Source organism: Halobacillus halophilus (assembly GCF_020171985.1).
Classification (GTDB): Bacteria; Bacillota; Bacilli; order Bacillales; family Halobacillaceae; genus Halobacillus; species Halobacillus halophilus_A.
The window spans coordinates 242,182-259,671 of the sequence record NZ_JAIVAL010000003.1 but is presented as its reverse complement, the minus strand read 5'-3'; the positions used below and the strand labels follow the sequence as shown (position 1 = coordinate 259,671).

The following is a 17,490-nucleotide window of genomic DNA, read 5'->3' as shown; positions in this document are numbered from 1 at the left end:
AAAACTTATGACTCTATCAGGAGGTTATCTTAATGACTTATTTCCATAATATAGACAACATAAAATATGAAGGCCCTCAATCAACCAATCCATACGCTTTCAAATTCTATAACCCTGAAGAAAAAGTAGGCGGACGGACAATGGAAGAATACCTTCGGTTCGGAGTGGCTTACTGGCACACATTCACCGAAGATTTGTCAGATCCATTCGGTACAGGTACGGCCATACGCTCCTGGGATAAATATGATGGCATGGATTTAGCGAAAGCTAGAGTGGAAGCAGCCTTCGAATTCTTTGAAAAACTAAATGTGCCTTACTTCTGTTTCCATGATGTAGACATAGCTCCAGAGGGGAGCAATTTAAGAGAGTCAAATCAGAACCTGGATACAATCGTCGCCATGATTAAAGATTATATGAAAGACAGTAAGACGAAGCTCCTTTGGAATACGGTGAATAACTTTACTCACCCTCGGTTTGTCCACGGGGCAGCCTCTTCGAATCATGCGGATGTCTTCGCCTATGCGGCAGCGAAAGTGAAAAAAGGTCTGGAAGTCGGAAAGGAATTAGGTTCCGAGAACTATGTATTCTGGGGTGGCCGTGAAGGTTATGAAACGCTTTTGAATACAGATATGAAGCTTGAGCTTGATAATCTAGGTCGATTCTTCCGCATGGGAGTAGATTACGCAAAAGAAATTGGTTTTGACGCTCAATTCCTCATTGAACCGAAGCCGAAAGAACCTACCACGCATCAGTATGATTTTGACGTGGCTTCAGGCTATGCATTTTTACAAAAGTATGATTTGGCCGATCATTTCAAATTCAACGTTGAAGCAAACCATGCAACGTTAGCTGGACACACGTTTGAACATGAGCTTCATTATGCGAGAATCAATAATATGTTAGGGTCTGTAGATGCCAACCAGGGGCATCCATTGTTAGGCTGGGATACCGATGAGTTTCCTACAGATCTCTACTCTACAACACTAGCTATGTATGAAATTATCAAAAATGGCGGACTAGGAAGCGGCGGATTGAACTTTGATGCAAAAGTACGGCGTGGATCTTTTGCACCGGAAGATTTATTCCATGCACACATCGCAGGGATGGACAGCTTTGCCGTCGGGTTAAAAGTGGCTCATAAATTAATGGATGACGGTGTCCTTGAAAAACATGTGGAGGAAAGATACAGCAGTTTTCGTGAAGGCATAGGGAAGGATATTGTTGAAGGTAAAACCGACTTCCACCAACTTGAAAAGCATGCGTTAGGTCTTGAGCGAACTCAGAATCAATCTGGAGGTCTTGAAAAACTAAAAGCTAAAATCAATCAGTACTTGTTAACGATGTATGCTGAAGAGAAATAACTAATGTGATTGATGGGATTTAAGATTTACCAAATATTTATACACAAATGAAAGATCTAAATAAACTTCTCACCATTTAGAGTCTCCTCATAAACGTAGACTGAAAAACACTTCCGAAGTAGTTATTACTTTATAGGAAGTGTTTTTCTTATAGGTGAAAAGGGGAATGGAATGGTTAAAGCTGGAAGATTATCATTAGAATATAGAGATAATGAAGCAACTGAATCTTTTGGTGGACATATCAATTGGATGAACCACTCTTTTATGACGATTAAAAGACAGGTGTAAGGTTTATTCCTAAGCCTTGCATAGGAATATTATCCCAAGTAGAATGAGAGACAGCATCAGAGAGAGGGGAAAACTATGGATCAAACAGTTGGATTTTCAAAAAGATTTGGAGCTTCCTTATTAGACGGACTTATCGTATTCTTACCGATCGGTCTTATTTCGATTTTCTTATTTCAAGTGGACATGGACAGTTTTGTCCCTAACCTTATCCAGTCCCTTTACATGATGATTGTGCCTGTCTTCTGGTATGGCTATGTGGTAGGCAAGCGATTGATGGGCATCCGTGTCGTGAAGAAAGATGGAAGAAACGTAGGGATTGGCACGATGATTATGCGTGTGTTTGTTTCAGGCATTGTTTATGCCCTGACGCTTGGCATTGGTTATATTGTCAGTGCCTTTATGGTCGGTTTGCGCAGGGACAACCGCGCGATTCACGATTTCATTGCCGGCACATATGTGACGGAAGCAGACCCTGGAGAAGCGGAAGGGTTACAGTACAAATCTGATCTTAAGAACGGTTCCTTTTAGTATAATCACCGGGTTAACCCGCTTGCAAAGCTGCCTCTCTATGGGCAGCTTTGTTTTTCATTAGAACCACTAGAGTTGTAGATGTCTGAAAAGGAGAATGATAGAATGGGGGCTTTTTTTATAGAGTATCCTAGTCTAGCAAACAAAAAACCGAGCGATAATTTATCGCTCGATTATAGTTTAGACAGCGTTTGTAATTCAAAGTGGTCGGCGACCCGGTCAAAGTCACGGACGACATTAAACATTTGATTCTCTGAGAAATTATTCGTGCTTTCCCACACCTGAGGGTGTACCGTGAACGTGTAATATTTACCTTCTGTAAAGTAACAGTGGTGAGGTTCGTCCAATAGTTTCTGTAAGGCTTCTTCATTTTTCGCTTCGTTCAGGCGGATAGGCTTTTGGCTGAAGATACTCCGTTTACATTTCGCTTCAATCTGCATAGGAAGCAGCTCCTTTTATTAATAGATTCTTGTATAAATAGTGTATCCAAATAGTCAGAAAATTATAACATTAAATTGGACAAATTGAAGGTTCTAAATGAAGATTCCAGCACTTTCTTATAGTGGCAGGAATTTCGTTGGGGAAGCTTCTTTTTTTGTGTTCCTTTTTGTAATTTTTCTAAAATTCAGTTTACAAAGTTATGAAACTCTTATACAATTTTCAGTATACTGTATACAGAAAAAACATAGGTGGAGTGATTCATGAGAAGGGTCAATAAGATGATGTCCATTTCCGACCAGACGTATGACTTGCTGCGTCAGTCGATTGTTTCTGGAGAATTCAGTGCCAATGAAGTATTGCCCGAAGAGAAAATATCGAAGCAGATCGGTGTGAGTCGAACGCCGCTGCGTGAAGCACTGCGCCGCCTCGCTGCGGATGGGCTGGTCGTCCTCCAGAAGGGGAAACCGGCCAGGGTGGCGACCTTTACGATGGAGGGAGCCCTGCATCTGATGGAAGTCCGCACGCTGCTTGAAACGCACAACCTCCGCACGATTACCCCTATTCGATCTCAAGCTACCATGGAACAACTGCGGGAGAATGTATGGAACCAGAAGAAAGCGATTACAGAGGAAGACTATGAAACGTTTGTTGAACTGGATCGGAATTTTCATTTGCTCCTGACCGAGGACAATGAGAATAAGAAGTTACGGGATCTGATCCTGCAAATGAATTCCGGGGATTACCGCGCTTTTATCATCCTATCGAACACGCTGTCTCAAAGTGCAGAAGCAGCCTGCGAGGAACACGAAGCGATTCTGGAAGCGGTAGAGGATCAAGATGTCGAGCGGGCCTCCGCTGCGATCGATCTACATATGGAGAAAGTCAGTACACGCATCACTCAATATCAGTCTTAGGAGGAGTACATATGAAGAAAGTTTTTCTTATATTATTTGCAGCTCTACTCACACTAGCCGCATGCGGACGTCCAAGCTCAGGAGGTGACAGCGGTTCTGAGGACGGGAGCGGAGAAACGTACACGATCAGTCTTGCTCACTTAGTCTCAGAGGATCAGTCGTCTCACATTGCAGCCGAATCGTTTAAGAAGAAACTCGAGGAAGAGTCGGATGGCCAGCTGAAGGTCGAACTTCACCCGAACGGGGAACTCTATCCTTCTGACCGCGAAGCGATTGAAGCGGTCCAGCAGGGCAATATTCAAATGACGATTCCGGCTGTTGCCTCGATTTCTTCCTTTAATGAAGATTTCATGGTATTTGACCTGCCGTTCTTGTTTGAAAACTATGAGCAGGCGTACAAAGTACTGGATGGTGAAATCGGTCAGGGACTGCTGGATGATTTATCCGAACAAAACATCAAGGGACTCGTTTTTGCGGAAAATGGATTCCGTCACCTGTCCAATAACAAAGGTCCGGTTGAGTCGCTTGAGGATATCCAGGGTCTGAAAATGCGTACATTGGAAAGCGCGGTTCATACGGCAACCTTTAACGCACTCGGCATGAATGCTTCTCCTTTCGCATTTGGCGAGCTATACACAGCCCTGCAGCAGGGAACGTATGACGCGATGGAAGCACCGGTTTCTCTTTTCTATACGAATAAGTTCTATGAAGTGCAGGACTATCTGACGATGACGGGTCATGTGTATGCACCGACGGCTCTCTTGATGAACAATGACTTTTACAAGGGGCTTCCGGAAGACCTGCAGGAGTTAGTCGTGGAAGCGTCCGAAGAATACCGGACCGAGCAGCGTGAACTGGCTCAGAAGCAGGATAGTGAGTTCCTGGAAGAGTTGAAAGCAGAAGGTATGGAAGTCAACGAGCCTTCTGAAGAGCTGATCCAATCCTTCAAGGAAGAAGTTCAGTCGGTTTATGACGAATTCGAAGATGATATCGGTAAGGAACTTATCGAAAAAGTTCAAAATGAAATTGAATAAGCATAACTTGAGGGAAGGCTCCGGCCTTCCTTTACTACATAACAGGGTGGGACCGACATGTCGAAGATTTTTGGAAATATAGAAAAAGGAATACTGGTGGGTACGCTTGCCCTGATGGTCGTCCTTATTTTCGGTCAGGTGGTAGGACGGTACATTTTTCAGTCCGCTCCCAGCTGGACGGAGGAAATCGCCCGTTACCTGCACATCTTCCAGGTGTGGATCGGCGCAAGCTACGCCGTGAAAATGAGGGAGCACATCCGGGTCGATGCGTTTGTGAACCTGTTTCACGGAGTCGTAAGAAAAATTCTGGAGTCCGCAAGCGTGATTCTATGGTTCCTATTGGTCTTATTTTTAGCGGTATATGGAACGAATCTCGTCCTTGATACCTTTGGTTATGGTCAGCAATCACCGGCGATGCAGATTCCGATGTGGATTCCGATGGCCGCCGTACCGATCGGGTCGATTGGCATGACGATCCGCTTAGCGATTCAGCTCATTCAGATCTGGAAAGGGAATTATGATAAGCCGAAAAGTGAGGGGATCGCTACATGAGTATTCTCCTCTTATTTGGAACCCTGTTTGTCTGTCTATTGATTGGAGTGCCGATTGCGATTTCTCTCGGTGTCTCAGCTTTAACCGCGATTTACTTCGGAACCACGCTTCCGCTTGATCTCGTCGTACAAAAAGCGTTTACTTCACTGGATTCATTCCCTCTATTAGCCATCCCCTTCTTCATGCTTGCCGGCATCCTGATGGGGAAAGGCGGCGTTTCCAAACGCCTTCTGACGCTCGCAACCTCGATGGTCGGCTGGATGACCGGAGGCTTATCGATGGTGACGATCGTGGCATGTATGTTTTTCGCGGCGATCTCCGGATCCGGACCGGCGACCGTTGCTGCGATTGGCGGCTTCATGATTCCCGCCATGATCGCGAAAAATTATAAGCCTGGGTTTGCGGCCAGTGTACCGGCGACAGCGGGTTCGATCGGGGTTATCATCCCGCCGAGTATTCCGTTTGTGATCTACGGTGTAACGGCGAACGTGTCGGTTGGGGACATGTTTATCGCCGGCATTCTTCCCGGTCTATTGATTGGCGCTTTGTTAATGGTAACCGCGTTTATCATATCAGCTAAAAATAACTACCGTCCGGAAGATAACTCCAAAGCCTCTGGAAAAGAAGTGCTGCGCGCGTTGAATGATGCGAAGTGGGCGCTGTTTATTCCGGTGATCATTCTAGGCGGGATTTATGGCGGGGTGTTCTCGCCGACGGAAGCGGCCGTCGTATCGGTCGTGTACGCCTTGATTATCGGCGGGTTTGTCTACAGGGAGCTCTCCTGGAAGACGATCTATGACTCGTTCATGCAGACGATCATCATCAATTCCACCACGATGATTATTATCGCGCTGTCCGTGTCCTTCGCCCATTTTATGACCATGGTGCAAATCCCGGATCAAATATCCGATTATCTGACCGGACTGACAACGAATACAATTATCATACTGATTGTGATTAATTTATTGCTTCTTTTTGTCGGAATGTTTATTGATACGATCTCAGCCGTCGTTATCCTGACGCCCGTGCTGCTGCCGATTGTGACCGAGTTCGGTGTCGATCCTGTTCATTTCGGCGTCATTTTAGTTGCGAACCTGGCGATTGGCTTTGTCACGCCGCCGGTGGGGGTCAACCTGTTCGTCGCCTCAACGGTCGGAAAAGTGAAATTCGAGAAGATTGTCGTCGGTGTGCTGCCGTTTTTAGCGGCCATGATTCTGGCGTTACTGATCATTACGTATGTGCCTGCATTGTCGATGTGGCTTACGAAAATGTATTAATAGGAAAAGGAGGGGTCTTGCGTTGTTCGCAAGGCCTTTTCTTTTTTTAGGTGGATAGATAAGCCTATCGTAACCGTTTTGTATGTTTAATAAAGGTTTGGATCGGATTTTACTAGAAAGGATAGGCTGCAACGTTCCTCTATTTCATTTTAATTCTCTTCATAAAAGTATTTATAAGACTTTTGATCTAGTAAAAGAAGGTGTCCATTTTCACTTTGACAAGCTAAAGCCCTTCACTTATAATGATAATCGTTATCAATGAAAACGGTTATCAATTATTTATAAAGTGGAAGGGTTGGGAATATGAAGCGCTGTCTGTCAAGTTTCATCCTGGTATTACTACTATTTATACTTACACCTAACGTGACTGGTGCGACGGCCAGTCAGCCTGTTCAAGGTTTGCTTGTTCCGGTAGAAGAAGCAATCTCGTATGCAGAGGCCGGTAAAACGAGCGAAGCACAACAAGAATTATCTGAACTCCATGAGCAGTGGGAAGAGGTAGAAGAACAAATCGAAGAGTCTTCTCCAGAAGCTTATGAGAAGATTGAGTCTGCGATGGCCAAAGCGGAAGCGCAGGCGCAAAGCGGGAATGCTGAGAAGTTAAGCGAGGCATTGGAATCTTTGGAAGGAACGCTGAAGTCTTATGGGACAGAGGAAAGTGACGATTCCCAAAATGCCCCTGGAGCTAAAGCACTTCTAGGATACGCCCATGAGTTAGAAGAAGCGAAAGAATCCGTTGAGTCCGGCGAATGGGAATCGGCGAAGGAAGAGTATGAGGAATTCCATGAAGGCTGGGAAGGCGTAGAGGATTCAGTTCGTGACACGGACGCAGAAGCGTATGAAGCGATTGAAACCAATATGGGGTTAGCCCAGGCTTCTCTCGATGCAGGATCCGATGTTGAGAAAGCGGAAAAGAACCTGGAGAACCTGATCGAAGCGATTGAGGGGTATGCCAAAGCAGAAGAGGAACCTGCTCCTTCCGCCCAGGCGCCTGGAGCTAAAGCCCTTCTAGGATACGCCCATGAATTGGAAGGAGCAAAAGAGTCCGTTGAGTCAGGCGAATGGGAATCGGCGAAGGAAGAGTATGAGGAATTCCATGAAGGCTGGGAAGGCGTAGAGGATTCAGTTCGTGACGCGGACGGAGAAGCGTATGAAGCGATCGAAACCAATATGGGCTTGGCTCAGGCTTCCCTCGATGCAGGATCCGACGCTGAGAAAGCCGAAGAAAATCTGGAGAAATTGATTGCATCCATTCAGGCTTATGCAAAAGGAGAAGAGTCGGAAGCGGCTGCCGGTTCCGAACAAAAAGGAATCTCTTCTTTAGTTTCGATCCTCGGTGAAGTTCAGACAGCGATCGATTCCGGTGAAGCGGAATCAGCTGCTGCAGAGATGGAAGAATTCATATCGGTATGGCCAAGTATCGAAGGTGAAGTAAATACAAGATCAGTAGCGGTGTATGAATCGATTGAAAATCAGATGACAGAAGCGCTTGGTTTATTATCCTCCAACCCTCCGAAAACAGAACAGGCACAGGAAGTTGTGACCGATATGCAAAATCAGCTGACTTCTGTTGCGGAAGAGTCCAGCTATACGATGTGGGATGCAGCCATCATCTTATTGCGGGAAGGTTTGGAAATCATTCTCGTTCTGTCTGCCCTATTGGCCTTCTTGAAATCAAGTGGAAATGAGAATAAGAGAAAGTGGGTTTGGGGCGGTGCTGGAGCTGGTGTCGCAGCTAGTATCGGTCTGGCCTTCATCCTCACCACCATTGTGTCGGCAGCGGTTTCTGCCGAGAACCGGGAGTTCATGGAAGGGATTACGGGGCTGATCGCCGTTGTCCTCATGTTCACGGTAGGAGCCTGGCTGCATAAGAAATCCAATATTGAAAGTTGGAACTCGTTCATCCGTGATTCCGTAGGATCGGCGATTGCCAAAGGAAGTTTATGGTCTTTGGCTGGTGTAGCCTTCATCACCGTTGTTCGTGAAGGAGCGGAGACAATCATTTTCTACATGGGAATCATTTCGGATATTTCCATGGTAAGCTTCTTCACAGGACTTGGAGTCGCATCCCTTATCCTTGTGGTCTTAGGGGTAGCCATTATGTACTTTAGTGTGAAAGTACCCGTGCGCGCGCTGTTTCTTAGCATTACCGTGCTCATCTACTACCTGGCGTTCAAATTCACAGGTGAAAGTCTGCATGCCCTGCAAGTCGTAGATAAACTTCCAGCGCACACTGCAGCTGGTTTGCCGGAAGCTAATTTCTTAGGGATGTATCCGACCTGGGAAACAACGATTGCTCAAGCTGTTCTGCTTGCACTGATTGTCCTGCAGACGGTTCGTACGAAGAAAAAGAATGATGCTGCTTCGGAGCCAGCGTCTGCTAGAGAAATAGCTCAATAATAAGTATACGATTAGAGGGTGCCCGCATAATGTGCGAGGGCACCCTTTTCTATTTGAAGTTGTATTCAGGAGAGTCCCTCCTATCGGTGTAAACGTAAATGGGGGCGATTGTTCAATAGAGCAGTCGCTTTTAAACTAACATGGTCGATTACCTTTTAAAAAACTATATAATTATGAATTTGCAAGAAGTCGTGTTAATGGATGTTTAATTTTCTTTAATTCCAAAAAGCAGGGTGATAAGTCACTGATAGGAATAAATTCGGAATTAATAAAAAGAGTGTGATTGTAGATGAAACTTCTCTTCTAATGGAATTTCCTTTATAGCAAGACTATGACTAAATGTACATATACATACGCTGGTCGGTAGTATAGAATTTACTTAAAGATAGCTCGAAAATCAATTGAATTCATTGGAAGTAAGGGTTTTGCTTAATCAGTAATCAAGGAGAGCAGGGAGGATCTACGGTTGAAAAATGTTTTGGTTTTTATTACAGATGGTTTTGCGGATTGGGAAGCAAGTTATGTGACTGCAGAGATCAATAAACCAGGAACAGGTTATCAAGTTAAAACCATTGCGATTGATAGCCAGCCCAAGACTTCAATGGGAGGATTAACTGTTTTACCGGATTATAGCTTACAAGACTTCTCTTTTGAGGCGACATTTGAGATGCTGATTATTCCCGGGGGAACTGGATGGAAAGAAGAAAAAAATCAACAGATAAAGCAGCTTCTTGAGTTCAGTTTTGAAAAGGACATTCCGGTTGCAGCGATTTGTGACGCCACCACTTTTTTGGGGAAGCATGGATTTCTTAATAAACATAAACATACGGGTAATTCCTTGCCATACCTCAAAGAAGAAGCACCTGATTATGAAGGTGAAAAGAAATATATACATGCACAGTCTGTTAGTGATAGATGTCTAATAACAGCTAATGGAAGTGGAGCTGTAGAATTTTCAAGAGATATTCTAAGCAAGTTAAATATTTTAGAAGGTGAAGAACTAAGAGAATGGTATGCATTATTCAAAGACGGCTTTATTAAAAGTTAGTTTGGACCTCTAAATATAGTAATCGTGGGTTAGAAGTCCTTTATGTCGAAAGCGTTTATATGAAAGAAGTTATTAACACCTTTGCAGTAGTCTAAAGCCAGGTAATGGAATCGAAGCATAATAAAGACTGCCTTAAGCGGCAGTCTTTATTGGAGATTCGCATCCATCGGATATTATTTAGCCCTCAGAACTAACACTCTGCTTCAATTCATCCAGGCTGTCTATAGTAGGTTTCACTAATTCTTTCAATTTTTCTACATCAGGTTCATCTTTTTTAGCTTCATTAATAAGGGGGTAAAGGCTTTTCTCTATTTTCTCATATTGATCCGGGAACTGTTCCTCGACTTTCTTTTCGATACTGTCCCAATCTTCTTCCAGGGTTTTCCCTTTTTCATTTAATGTGTTTACCTCAGCGGAGTCTTTTAAGCTGGAATCCAAATCTTCAACAGATCCAATGACCGTGTCAATGCCAGATGACAGATCGCTATCCATTTCTTCATCACTGCTCCCATTTTCCTCGGAAGACCCTTCAGAACTATCCGCATTGCCACTAGTGGCTTCACTGTCCTGTTCACTTGTCTGCTCCTCAGAATCAGAGTTATTTTGAGAGCTGTCTTCACTGTCAGACGATCCGCAAGCTCCTAAAATAAAGCTGAGGGCAATGATGATGCTAAACAGGTAATACTTTTTCATAGAAACGCCTCCTTCATTAGACTCGCATTCAAGGAAAGTGTTCCCAGAATATGCTAATTCAAACGAGGCTATTTGCACTAAAGATTGAAGTAGGACCGATGATTTACAACGGGATAGAAAGCCGTATTCCTGGAGGTCTCTGTGACTCTGATATACTAAGAAGAAGGATGTTCAAGACAAAATCGAAGTGAAGTCTTCCGTTATTATTTCTGTTGGATAAGACGAAAAGCAGCAGGATATTTTAAAAATTACATTGACGAAAGCGTTTACAAAGAGTATGATTTATTTAAGGTAATCGATTACGTAAACGATTAAGTGAGTTTTAGAAATGAGGATTAACCATGGTTTCCATTAAAGATGTTGCAAAAAAAGCCCAAGTTTCTACAGCAACCGTATCTCATGTGATCAATGAGACAAGATTTGTAGCAGAGGAGACCAAGCAGAAAGTGTACCTCGCGATGGAGGATCTGAATTACCAGCCAAACCGAATCGCAAGGAGTCTCCGAAGCCGTAAATCGAATACGATTGGACTATTGGTTCCGCTAGTTGCAGAAGATACATCCAATTTCTTTTTCATGAGCATTGCGAATGGAATTGAAAGGGTGTTGAAGGATAACGGGTATAACTTAATACTTAGTAATTCCAATGAAGATGAAGTAACCGAGAAAGATCAAATTCGTGTTTTTAATACGCAATTGATTGACGGATTGGTCATGGCGCCTGTAAACGGAAAAGACTCAGCCTATAAGAAGGAATTAAAAGGTGACTACCCCGTTGTTTATATTGACCGTCATCCGAGTGGTATCGAAGGGGATATCGTTGTAGCTGATAACCTACGAGGGTCCTATGAAGCTGTCACGGCTCTCCTTAACAAAGGATACGATCGGATTGGCTTTATTACAGGGACCCTTGGAATTACGACTAGTGATGAACGCTTAAAAGGGTATAAACAAGCCCTGGAAGAAAAAGGGGTTCCTGTAAGGAAAGAGTTTATTAAAGAAGGGCCTGCCACATTTGAACAAGGCTATCAATTAGCGAGAGAGCTTCATGAAGCAGAAGTATCTGCTTTGTTTGTGGCAAATAATGTTATGACGATGGGAGCTGTTTTTTACCTTAAGGAACGTCAGGTTAAGATTCCTGAGGAAATCGGCATCATAGGATATGACGATTATGATTGGATGAAGATCACTTCACCTCCTTTATCTGTCGTCAGGCAGCCGGCGTTTGAGATTGGGAAAGTAGCCGTTGAGCAGCTGCTTAAGAGAATAAATGGGTCTGAAGAGAAATACACAGAAGTCATGCTCGATTCAGAGTTGGTACAGAGAGGTTCTTTTTAAAGAGAGCCTTCTCTTTTTCACCATAAAGTAAACGATTACGTAAACGTTTATATGGAGTGAGTGGGTAGCTGTTTGCGTTCAATTATGAAATGGGAGGTACGGAGGATGAAAAAACTATCGTATTTGGTGGCGGGAATTCTTGTAATGTTGATGCTTGCGGCTTGTTCGAGTGACAGTTCAGCTAATTCAGAAGAAGATAGTGGCAGTTCAGGGGAGAATGCAACAAGTGACACGGTGGAGACCGGGGCCGTTGAAACAAGTGTGGAAGCTACAGGGGATGAAGATGTCATGCTTGATTTCTGGATTCATCAAACGGGTGAAGACGAGACAAACGCGTACATTGAATTGATTGATGCATTCAACAAAGAGCACGATGACATTCATGTGAACGCAGAAGTCATCATAGATGACGGAGCAAGTGCTTACAGTGACAGTATCAATGCTGCTCTTGTAGCAGGTAACCTGCCGGATGTGATGGCAGTCGATGGCCCTTATGTCTCGAGCTTTGCTGAAGCTGGAGTGATTCAGCCGATTGATGATTATGTTGACGAAGAAACGAAAAGCCAATATGTAGATTCGATTATCCAACAGGGCACATACAACGACAAATTATATTCCTTAGGAGCAATGGAAGCATCCGTCATGCTTTATTACAACAAAGACTTGTTGGATGAAGCAGGGATTGAGCCGGCTGATTCTATCGAAGAAGCCTGGACGTGGGATGAATTGATGGAGAACTCTAAGAAGCTGACGAACGAAGACCGTTATGGACTGAACTTGTTTATGAACTACGGTGTTGGTGAATGGCTGACGTTTATGGGAGCACCGCTTGCCTGGTCTAATGGAGGCGCGTTGATTTCCGAGGACGGTACAAAAGTGGATGGCTATTTAAATAGTCCTGAAACCATTGAAGCTTTAAACTATGTGAAAGAACTATTTGCTGAAGGTGTTGTGACAGACAGTCCTGGTGAAATGCAGTTTGAAGAAGGAAATGCAGCTCTTGCTTTAGGCGGTCCATGGATTGCCGTTTCAGCTGAAGACGCAGGCTTGAACTGGGGGATGATGCCGTACCCTTTCAAAGATGAAAAAGTGTCTCCATCCGGAAGCATGGCTTATGCTGTCACAAATAATACAGAAAATCCTGAAGCAGCTGTCGAGCTTATGAAGTGGATGACGAATGAAGAAGCTACCGTCAAAATCTCGAAAGCGACAGGTATGCCTCCAGCTCAGAAGTCTGCCTTCGACAACATGGAGAAATTCAATGAGCTTCCATGGAGCGTTATGAAGGAACAAGTCCTTGAAACGGCCCATGCCCGTCCGGCTACACCTGCTTATCCAGTATTGACCGATGCGTTTGCTCAATCCTTCCACGCCGCTGCTCTAGGAGAAGATGTAGAGAGTGTGGTGGAACAGCAGGTCCAGCGTGTCGAGCGTGAATTGAAACGCTTTGAAGAGTAGTACGAGGGTTGGTCGGGGCCTGTGAGTTGCTGCAGGCTCCCTCTGATTTTTATAGACTGGCCGTACACGGCTTTGAAAGAGAGGGTGAATAAATATGAAAGGGAATAGTTCTTCTGCGAAACAACTGCCCGATCATGTTCATTATAAGGATCCATCTGAACCACCGATCAAAAAGGTGCCGCCAAAGAGGAAGAAAAGAAGAAGGTCACAGGCATTTCAAGAAGCGATGACAGGTTACTTCTTTCTAGCCCCTGCCTTAATTCTTCTGGGTGTATTCCTTTTGTATCCGATGGGAGCTGCTTTCTATTATAGCTTTACAGATTTCTATATCTTAAAACCGGATGATATTTCATTTATCGGCTTCGAGAATTTTACTTATATATGGCAGGATGCTCAATTCCGCCAGGCCTTTTGGAATACCGTTTACTTTTCTGTCATCGTCGTTCCTGTTCAGCTGGCGGTCGCGTTAGGACTTGCCTTGCTCATTAATAAGAAATTAAAGTTCCGCGTATTTTTTCGAACGGCCTTTTTCTCGCCTGTCGTCATGTCTTTGGTTGTAGTCTCGATTCTCTGGACGTTTATGTACAATCCAAACGAAGGTTTAATCAACCAGCTGCTCGGACTTATAGGGATTTCTCCACAACCATTTCTTACAAGCCCTGATCAGGCCATGAATTCCATCATTGTCATGTCTGTCTGGCAAGGAGCCGGTTTCCAGATGATGATCTTCCTGGCAGGCCTTCAAAACATTCCGAACCATTTATATGAAGCGGCAGATATTGACGGAGCAAGCAATTGGCAGAAGTTTTTACATGTGACGCTGCCAGGTTTAAAAAACATTGCCTTGTTCATTTTTATTACGATCAGTATTGCTGCCTTTAAACTACTTGTGCAGCCGATGATCATGACACAGGGAGGACCGCTTGGGTCTACCAAGTCTCTGGTCTATCACATCTATGAAACAGGATTCAACTATCGAGATGTGGGTTATGCCTCAGCCATGGCCGTCGTATTTACACTGATTGTCCTTACCATAACCATTATTCAGCGTGTGCTCATTCGTGAGGAGAGGGGGTAAAAGCTATGAAAAGAAAGAAAAAGATTCAGAGAGTCGTCTTATATGTATCTTTGATTTTACTCACATTTATCTTTCTCTTTCCCTTGGTATGGATGCTTGTTTCATCGTTGAAAGATGAGTTTCAGATTTTCAGGGATATGAAATCACTGAAAGCCTTTCTGCCCCCGGCTCCCAGTGAAGTAGAAGGGGGATACTTCCACAATTATATCGCGGCTTTTCAACGTGTAGACCTTATGAAGTACATTTTAAACAGCTTGATTTATACAACCGGCATCATTGTCTTTGGGCTTATTGTCAATTCAATGGCTGGTTATGCCCTGGCACGGTTTCGCTTTCCACTGGCTGGTTTCTGGCTTGGCGTCATTATCGCTACCCTGATCATCCCGCCGGAAAGTATCTTTTTACCTCTCTACGTTCTGGTGTATGACCTTGGGTGGGTGAATACGTACACGGGTTTGATTGTACCGTTTATCGCCAATGCGTTTGCTATCTTTCTATTCCGCCAGTTTTTTCTCGACTTTCCTAAGGAATTGGAGGAAGCAGCCAAGATTGATGGGTGTTCTCAAATCGGAATCTTCTTCCGGATCATTGTCCCGCTGTCTAAACCAGTGTTCGCTACTGTAGCGATTGTGCTATTTATTAACCACTGGAATGACTTCCTATGGCCGCTTGTTGTAGCTTCGGATGAGAGTATGCGTACCATCCAGATTGGACTGCAGTATTTCATGAACGAACCACCAATCAAGTGGGGGCAAGTGATGGCTGCTTTAACGATTGCCACTGTGCCCATGCTGTTGATTTTTGCTTTCCTGCAAAGATATTACGTACAAGGGTTAACACACACAGGTTCAAAAAACTAATTGATTTTCACTTAAATGTCACGCGATAAAAGAGAAACTTCGCCTGATAGGAGAGCTTCAATATTGTTGGAAGGAGTGCCATAATCTATGATTCAAAACCAGATGTTGATGACGGATGGGTATTATCAGGAGAGGTATCGTCCTCACATCCATTTTACCCCCGAAAAAATGTGGATGAATGATCCCAATGGACTGGTGTACTTTGAAGGGGAATATCATCTCTTTTATCAATATCATCCAGATAGTAAACAGTGGGGTCCGATGCATTGGGGCCATGCAGTCAGTAAGGATCTAATCGTGTGGGAACATCTTCCTGTAGCCCTCTTTCCAGATGATCTTGGCATGATTTTTTCAGGGAGTGCTGTGGTAGACCACAAGGATACAAGTGGTTTTTTCGATGGAAAGCCAGGCCTTGTTGCTGTCTTTACCCACGCAGATGGAGATTTACAAAGGCAGAGCATCGCCTACAGTAGAGACCGTGGACGGACATGGGTGAAATATGACAAAAATCCGGTTATTCAAAACCCTGGCATCAAGGACTTCCGTGATCCGAAAGTTTTCTGGCATGAAGATACAGAGAAGTGGGTAATGGTGCTTGCTGCAGGGAGAAAAGTTCAATTCTACACTTCGCCTGATTTGAAGCAGTGGATCTATGCTAGTGAATTCGGAGAAGGGTGGGGCGCACAAGAAGGTGTTTGGGAATGCCCTGATCTGTTCCCTCTCACGAATGAAACATCCGGAGAAAAGAAATGGGTGATGCCGATAGGGATTGATGCAGGCGCTCCTTCAGGTGGATCTGGCACACAGTATTTTATCGGGGCCTTTGACGGCAAGCATTTTGTTCCTCATCAGCCGAAGGAAACGGTGCGCTGGCTTGACTACGGGAAAGATTTTTATGCGTCCCAGTCCTTTTCTGATGTTCCGGGGAGAAGGGTGATTCTTGCCTGGATGAGCAATTGGCAATACGCCAATGATGTGCCAACCGATCCATGGAGAAGTGCAATGACGCTCCCAAGGGAATTGACGTTAACTATGGTGGAAGGTCAGGAACGCCTGATCCAAAAGCCTATCTCAGAGCTTACAAGATTGATAGAAAAACGAAGCGAGCATAAGCGTTGCTTCCTTAAAGAACAGCAGTCTATCGAGCTATCCCAGCCCTCTTCTCCTTTCATATGGGAATTAAATGTAGAAGTTGAAAAAGGAGGGGAGTTTGAAGCTCGGTTATTTGGAAAGCAGGACGCAGGTCTAAGGGTTAAAATTGATCGTGAAGAAAAGGTGATATCCGTTCAAAGGGACAGGGCGGAGTTTGATTTCTCAAAGGAATATGTCTGCACTTCTCAGGCGCCTTTGAATCGTGATGTTTCGTCCTTCCATCTCAAGATCGTCTGTGACCGTTCCTCGGTCGAACTCTTTCTTGGGGATGGAGAAATAAGCATGACGAATTTATACTTACCGGCAGCGAATCATGAAGCAAAGTTAAAGATGGAAGCTGTCCGCGGGACGGTAGAAGTACATGAATCGACGATTTTCGAAACGAGATCGATCTGGAATCCAAACGCGTAAAGGAGGATGAAGATGAAAGGTACGGGAAACCTCATCTATCTTGTCAGTGACTGGTTGATGCGGCTTGCGATTTTAAATGTATTGTGGATCGCTTTTACACTAATGGGTGGCGGGGTTTTCGGTATCTTTCCTGCTTCTGCCGCCTGTGTAGCCTTATTGAGAGAGTGGATGGCAGATAGGCGTCCTCCTCCGGTAGCGTTTTATTGGAACATCTATAAACGCTCCTTCCTTTCTGCGAATGTAGTGTTCCTAAGTACGTGTGTGGTACTGATTCTTTTAGGGCTCAACATCTATACAAGTCTTCAGTTCACAGGAATATGGTTCTATCTATTCTTCAGCGGTACCATGTTTCTCGGGGGAGGGGTGCTGATGACGGCTATCTTAACGTTCAACCCTCTCAGTCATGGAATGAAGGCAAAAGAAGCTTTAAAAAACGCCCTTCATCTTCTGTTGCTTTACCCTGGGCGACTGCTTTCTTTTATGGCTGGATTTATTCTGCTTCTCTTGTGTATTCGATTCATACCCGGCATCCTGCCGTTGTATTCCGTCAATATCATTCTACTGTTAACCGTTCTTTTATTTCCTTTTCCACAAGAAGCTCACAAGCCCGTCTGACTGGATGCAAGAACAGACGGGTTTTCTTTTTACATGTGATTAA

At 44.3% G+C, this 17,490-nt stretch carries 16 protein-coding genes; 14 read left to right on the top strand and 2 right to left on the bottom strand.

What is annotated here, in order from left to right; all coding sequences use genetic code 11:
* Positions 1 to 32: 32 nt before the first annotated feature.
* Both xylA and LCM11_RS08185 read left to right on the top strand, forming a co-directional pair.
* On the top strand, positions 33 to 1,361 hold the full coding sequence (xylA, locus tag LCM11_RS08190) for a xylose isomerase (protein WP_224893757.1): 1,329 nt from the start codon (positions 33 to 35) through the stop codon (positions 1,359 to 1,361).
* 363 nt (positions 1,362 to 1,724) lie between these two features.
* Positions 1,725 to 2,177 (top strand): RDD family protein, encoded by a 453-nt coding sequence (locus tag LCM11_RS08185; protein WP_224893756.1) that lies wholly within the window; start codon positions 1,725 to 1,727, stop codon positions 2,175 to 2,177.
* 173 nt (positions 2,178 to 2,350) lie between these two features.
* On the opposite strand, the gene LCM11_RS08180 is transcribed toward LCM11_RS08185, so the two are convergent.
* Positions 2,351 to 2,617 (bottom strand): hypothetical protein, encoded by a 267-nt coding sequence (locus LCM11_RS08180; RefSeq protein ID WP_224893755.1) that lies wholly within the window; start codon positions 2,615 to 2,617, stop codon positions 2,351 to 2,353.
* 261 nt (positions 2,618 to 2,878) lie between these two features.
* On the opposite strand from LCM11_RS08180, the gene LCM11_RS08175 reads away from it, so the two are divergent.
* The 6 genes from LCM11_RS08175 to LCM11_RS08150 all read left to right on the top strand — a co-directional run bounded on the left by LCM11_RS08175 (position 2,879) and on the right by LCM11_RS08150 (position 9,843).
* Entirely contained in the window at positions 2,879 to 3,532 is a 654-nt protein-coding gene (locus LCM11_RS08175) for a GntR family transcriptional regulator (RefSeq protein WP_224893754.1), read from the top strand.
* Positions 3,533 to 3,543: 11 nt separating this feature from the next.
* Positions 3,544 to 4,566, top strand: coding sequence for a DctP family TRAP transporter solute-binding subunit (locus LCM11_RS08170; RefSeq protein ID WP_224893753.1), 1,023 nt, complete (start codon positions 3,544 to 3,546; stop codon positions 4,564 to 4,566).
* A gap of 57 nt (positions 4,567 to 4,623) precedes the next feature.
* Positions 4,624 to 5,118: a TRAP transporter small permease gene (locus LCM11_RS08165; protein ID WP_224893752.1), complete on the top strand. Its 495-nt coding sequence runs from the start codon at positions 4,624 to 4,626 to the stop codon at positions 5,116 to 5,118.
* Positions 5,115 to 6,395, top strand: coding sequence for a TRAP transporter large permease (locus tag LCM11_RS08160; protein WP_224893751.1), 1,281 nt, complete (start codon positions 5,115 to 5,117; stop codon positions 6,393 to 6,395). The genes LCM11_RS08165 and LCM11_RS08160 overlap by 4 nt, the downstream gene beginning before the upstream one ends.
* A gap of 303 nt (positions 6,396 to 6,698) precedes the next feature.
* Positions 6,699 to 8,795: an FTR1 family protein gene (locus tag LCM11_RS08155; protein ID WP_224893750.1), complete on the top strand. Its 2,097-nt coding sequence runs from the start codon at positions 6,699 to 6,701 to the stop codon at positions 8,793 to 8,795.
* A 466-nt stretch (positions 8,796 to 9,261) separates the two neighbouring features.
* On the top strand, positions 9,262 to 9,843 hold the full coding sequence (locus LCM11_RS08150; protein ID WP_224893749.1) for a type 1 glutamine amidotransferase family protein: 582 nt from the start codon (positions 9,262 to 9,264) through the stop codon (positions 9,841 to 9,843).
* Between the two features lie 177 nt (positions 9,844 to 10,020).
* Here LCM11_RS08150 and LCM11_RS08145 read toward each other — a convergent pair whose 3' ends face one another.
* Positions 10,021 to 10,536, bottom strand: coding sequence for a hypothetical protein (locus LCM11_RS08145; RefSeq protein WP_224893748.1), 516 nt, complete (start codon positions 10,534 to 10,536; stop codon positions 10,021 to 10,023).
* Between the two features lie 341 nt (positions 10,537 to 10,877).
* Here LCM11_RS08145 and LCM11_RS08140 point away from each other — a divergent pair, with 341 nt between their 5' ends.
* From LCM11_RS08140 to LCM11_RS08115, 6 genes are all read left to right on the top strand, one after another.
* Positions 10,878 to 11,873 carry a LacI family DNA-binding transcriptional regulator gene (locus LCM11_RS08140; protein WP_224893747.1) on the top strand — a complete coding sequence of 332 codons (996 nt, stop codon included), beginning with the start codon at positions 10,878 to 10,880 and terminating at the stop codon, positions 11,871 to 11,873.
* A gap of 105 nt (positions 11,874 to 11,978) precedes the next feature.
* On the top strand, positions 11,979 to 13,331 hold the full coding sequence (locus LCM11_RS08135; RefSeq protein ID WP_224893746.1) for an ABC transporter substrate-binding protein: 1,353 nt from the start codon (positions 11,979 to 11,981) through the stop codon (positions 13,329 to 13,331).
* 94 nt (positions 13,332 to 13,425) lie between these two features.
* Positions 13,426 to 14,409, top strand: coding sequence for a carbohydrate ABC transporter permease (locus tag LCM11_RS08130; protein ID WP_224893745.1), 984 nt, complete (start codon positions 13,426 to 13,428; stop codon positions 14,407 to 14,409).
* 5 nt (positions 14,410 to 14,414) lie between these two features.
* Positions 14,415 to 15,269 (top strand): carbohydrate ABC transporter permease, encoded by an 855-nt coding sequence (locus tag LCM11_RS08125; RefSeq protein WP_224893744.1) that lies wholly within the window; start codon positions 14,415 to 14,417, stop codon positions 15,267 to 15,269.
* An 87-nt stretch (positions 15,270 to 15,356) separates the two neighbouring features.
* The gene (locus LCM11_RS08120) at positions 15,357 to 16,832 is read left to right on the top strand and encodes a glycoside hydrolase family 32 protein (RefSeq protein WP_224893743.1); all 1,476 of its coding nucleotides are present in this window, start codon (positions 15,357 to 15,359) and stop codon (positions 16,830 to 16,832) included.
* A gap of 12 nt (positions 16,833 to 16,844) precedes the next feature.
* Complete coding sequence (locus LCM11_RS08115) at positions 16,845 to 17,447, top strand: YesL family protein (protein WP_224893742.1); 603 nt, start codon at positions 16,845 to 16,847, stop codon at positions 17,445 to 17,447.
* Positions 17,448 to 17,490: the final 43 nt, after the last annotated feature.

Excerpts from the sequence above, each read along its gene's own strand:
- xylA (WP_224893757.1), top strand. The coding sequence starts at position 33 with ATGACTTATTTCCATAATATAGACAACATAAAATATGAAGGCCCTCAA.
- LCM11_RS08185 (WP_224893756.1), top strand. The coding sequence starts at position 1,725 with ATGGATCAAACAGTTGGATTTTCAAAAAGATTTGGAGCTTCCTTATTA.
- LCM11_RS08180 (WP_224893755.1), bottom strand. The coding sequence starts at position 2,617 with ATGCAGATTGAAGCGAAATGTAAACGGAGTATCTTCAGCCAAAAGCCT.
- LCM11_RS08175 (WP_224893754.1), top strand. The coding sequence starts at position 2,879 with ATGAGAAGGGTCAATAAGATGATGTCCATTTCCGACCAGACGTATGAC.
- LCM11_RS08170 (WP_224893753.1), top strand. The coding sequence starts at position 3,544 with ATGAAGAAAGTTTTTCTTATATTATTTGCAGCTCTACTCACACTAGCC.
- LCM11_RS08165 (WP_224893752.1), top strand. The coding sequence starts at position 4,624 with ATGTCGAAGATTTTTGGAAATATAGAAAAAGGAATACTGGTGGGTACG.
- LCM11_RS08160 (WP_224893751.1), top strand. The coding sequence starts at position 5,115 with ATGAGTATTCTCCTCTTATTTGGAACCCTGTTTGTCTGTCTATTGATT.
- LCM11_RS08155 (WP_224893750.1), top strand. The coding sequence starts at position 6,699 with ATGAAGCGCTGTCTGTCAAGTTTCATCCTGGTATTACTACTATTTATA.
- LCM11_RS08145 (WP_224893748.1), bottom strand. The coding sequence starts at position 10,536 with ATGAAAAAGTATTACCTGTTTAGCATCATCATTGCCCTCAGCTTTATT.
- LCM11_RS08140 (WP_224893747.1), top strand. The coding sequence starts at position 10,878 with ATGGTTTCCATTAAAGATGTTGCAAAAAAAGCCCAAGTTTCTACAGCA.
- LCM11_RS08135 (WP_224893746.1), top strand. The coding sequence starts at position 11,979 with ATGAAAAAACTATCGTATTTGGTGGCGGGAATTCTTGTAATGTTGATG.
- LCM11_RS08130 (WP_224893745.1), top strand. The coding sequence starts at position 13,426 with ATGAAAGGGAATAGTTCTTCTGCGAAACAACTGCCCGATCATGTTCAT.
- LCM11_RS08125 (WP_224893744.1), top strand. The coding sequence starts at position 14,415 with ATGAAAAGAAAGAAAAAGATTCAGAGAGTCGTCTTATATGTATCTTTG.
- LCM11_RS08120 (WP_224893743.1), top strand. The coding sequence starts at position 15,357 with ATGATTCAAAACCAGATGTTGATGACGGATGGGTATTATCAGGAGAGG.
- LCM11_RS08115 (WP_224893742.1), top strand. The coding sequence starts at position 16,845 with ATGAAAGGTACGGGAAACCTCATCTATCTTGTCAGTGACTGGTTGATG.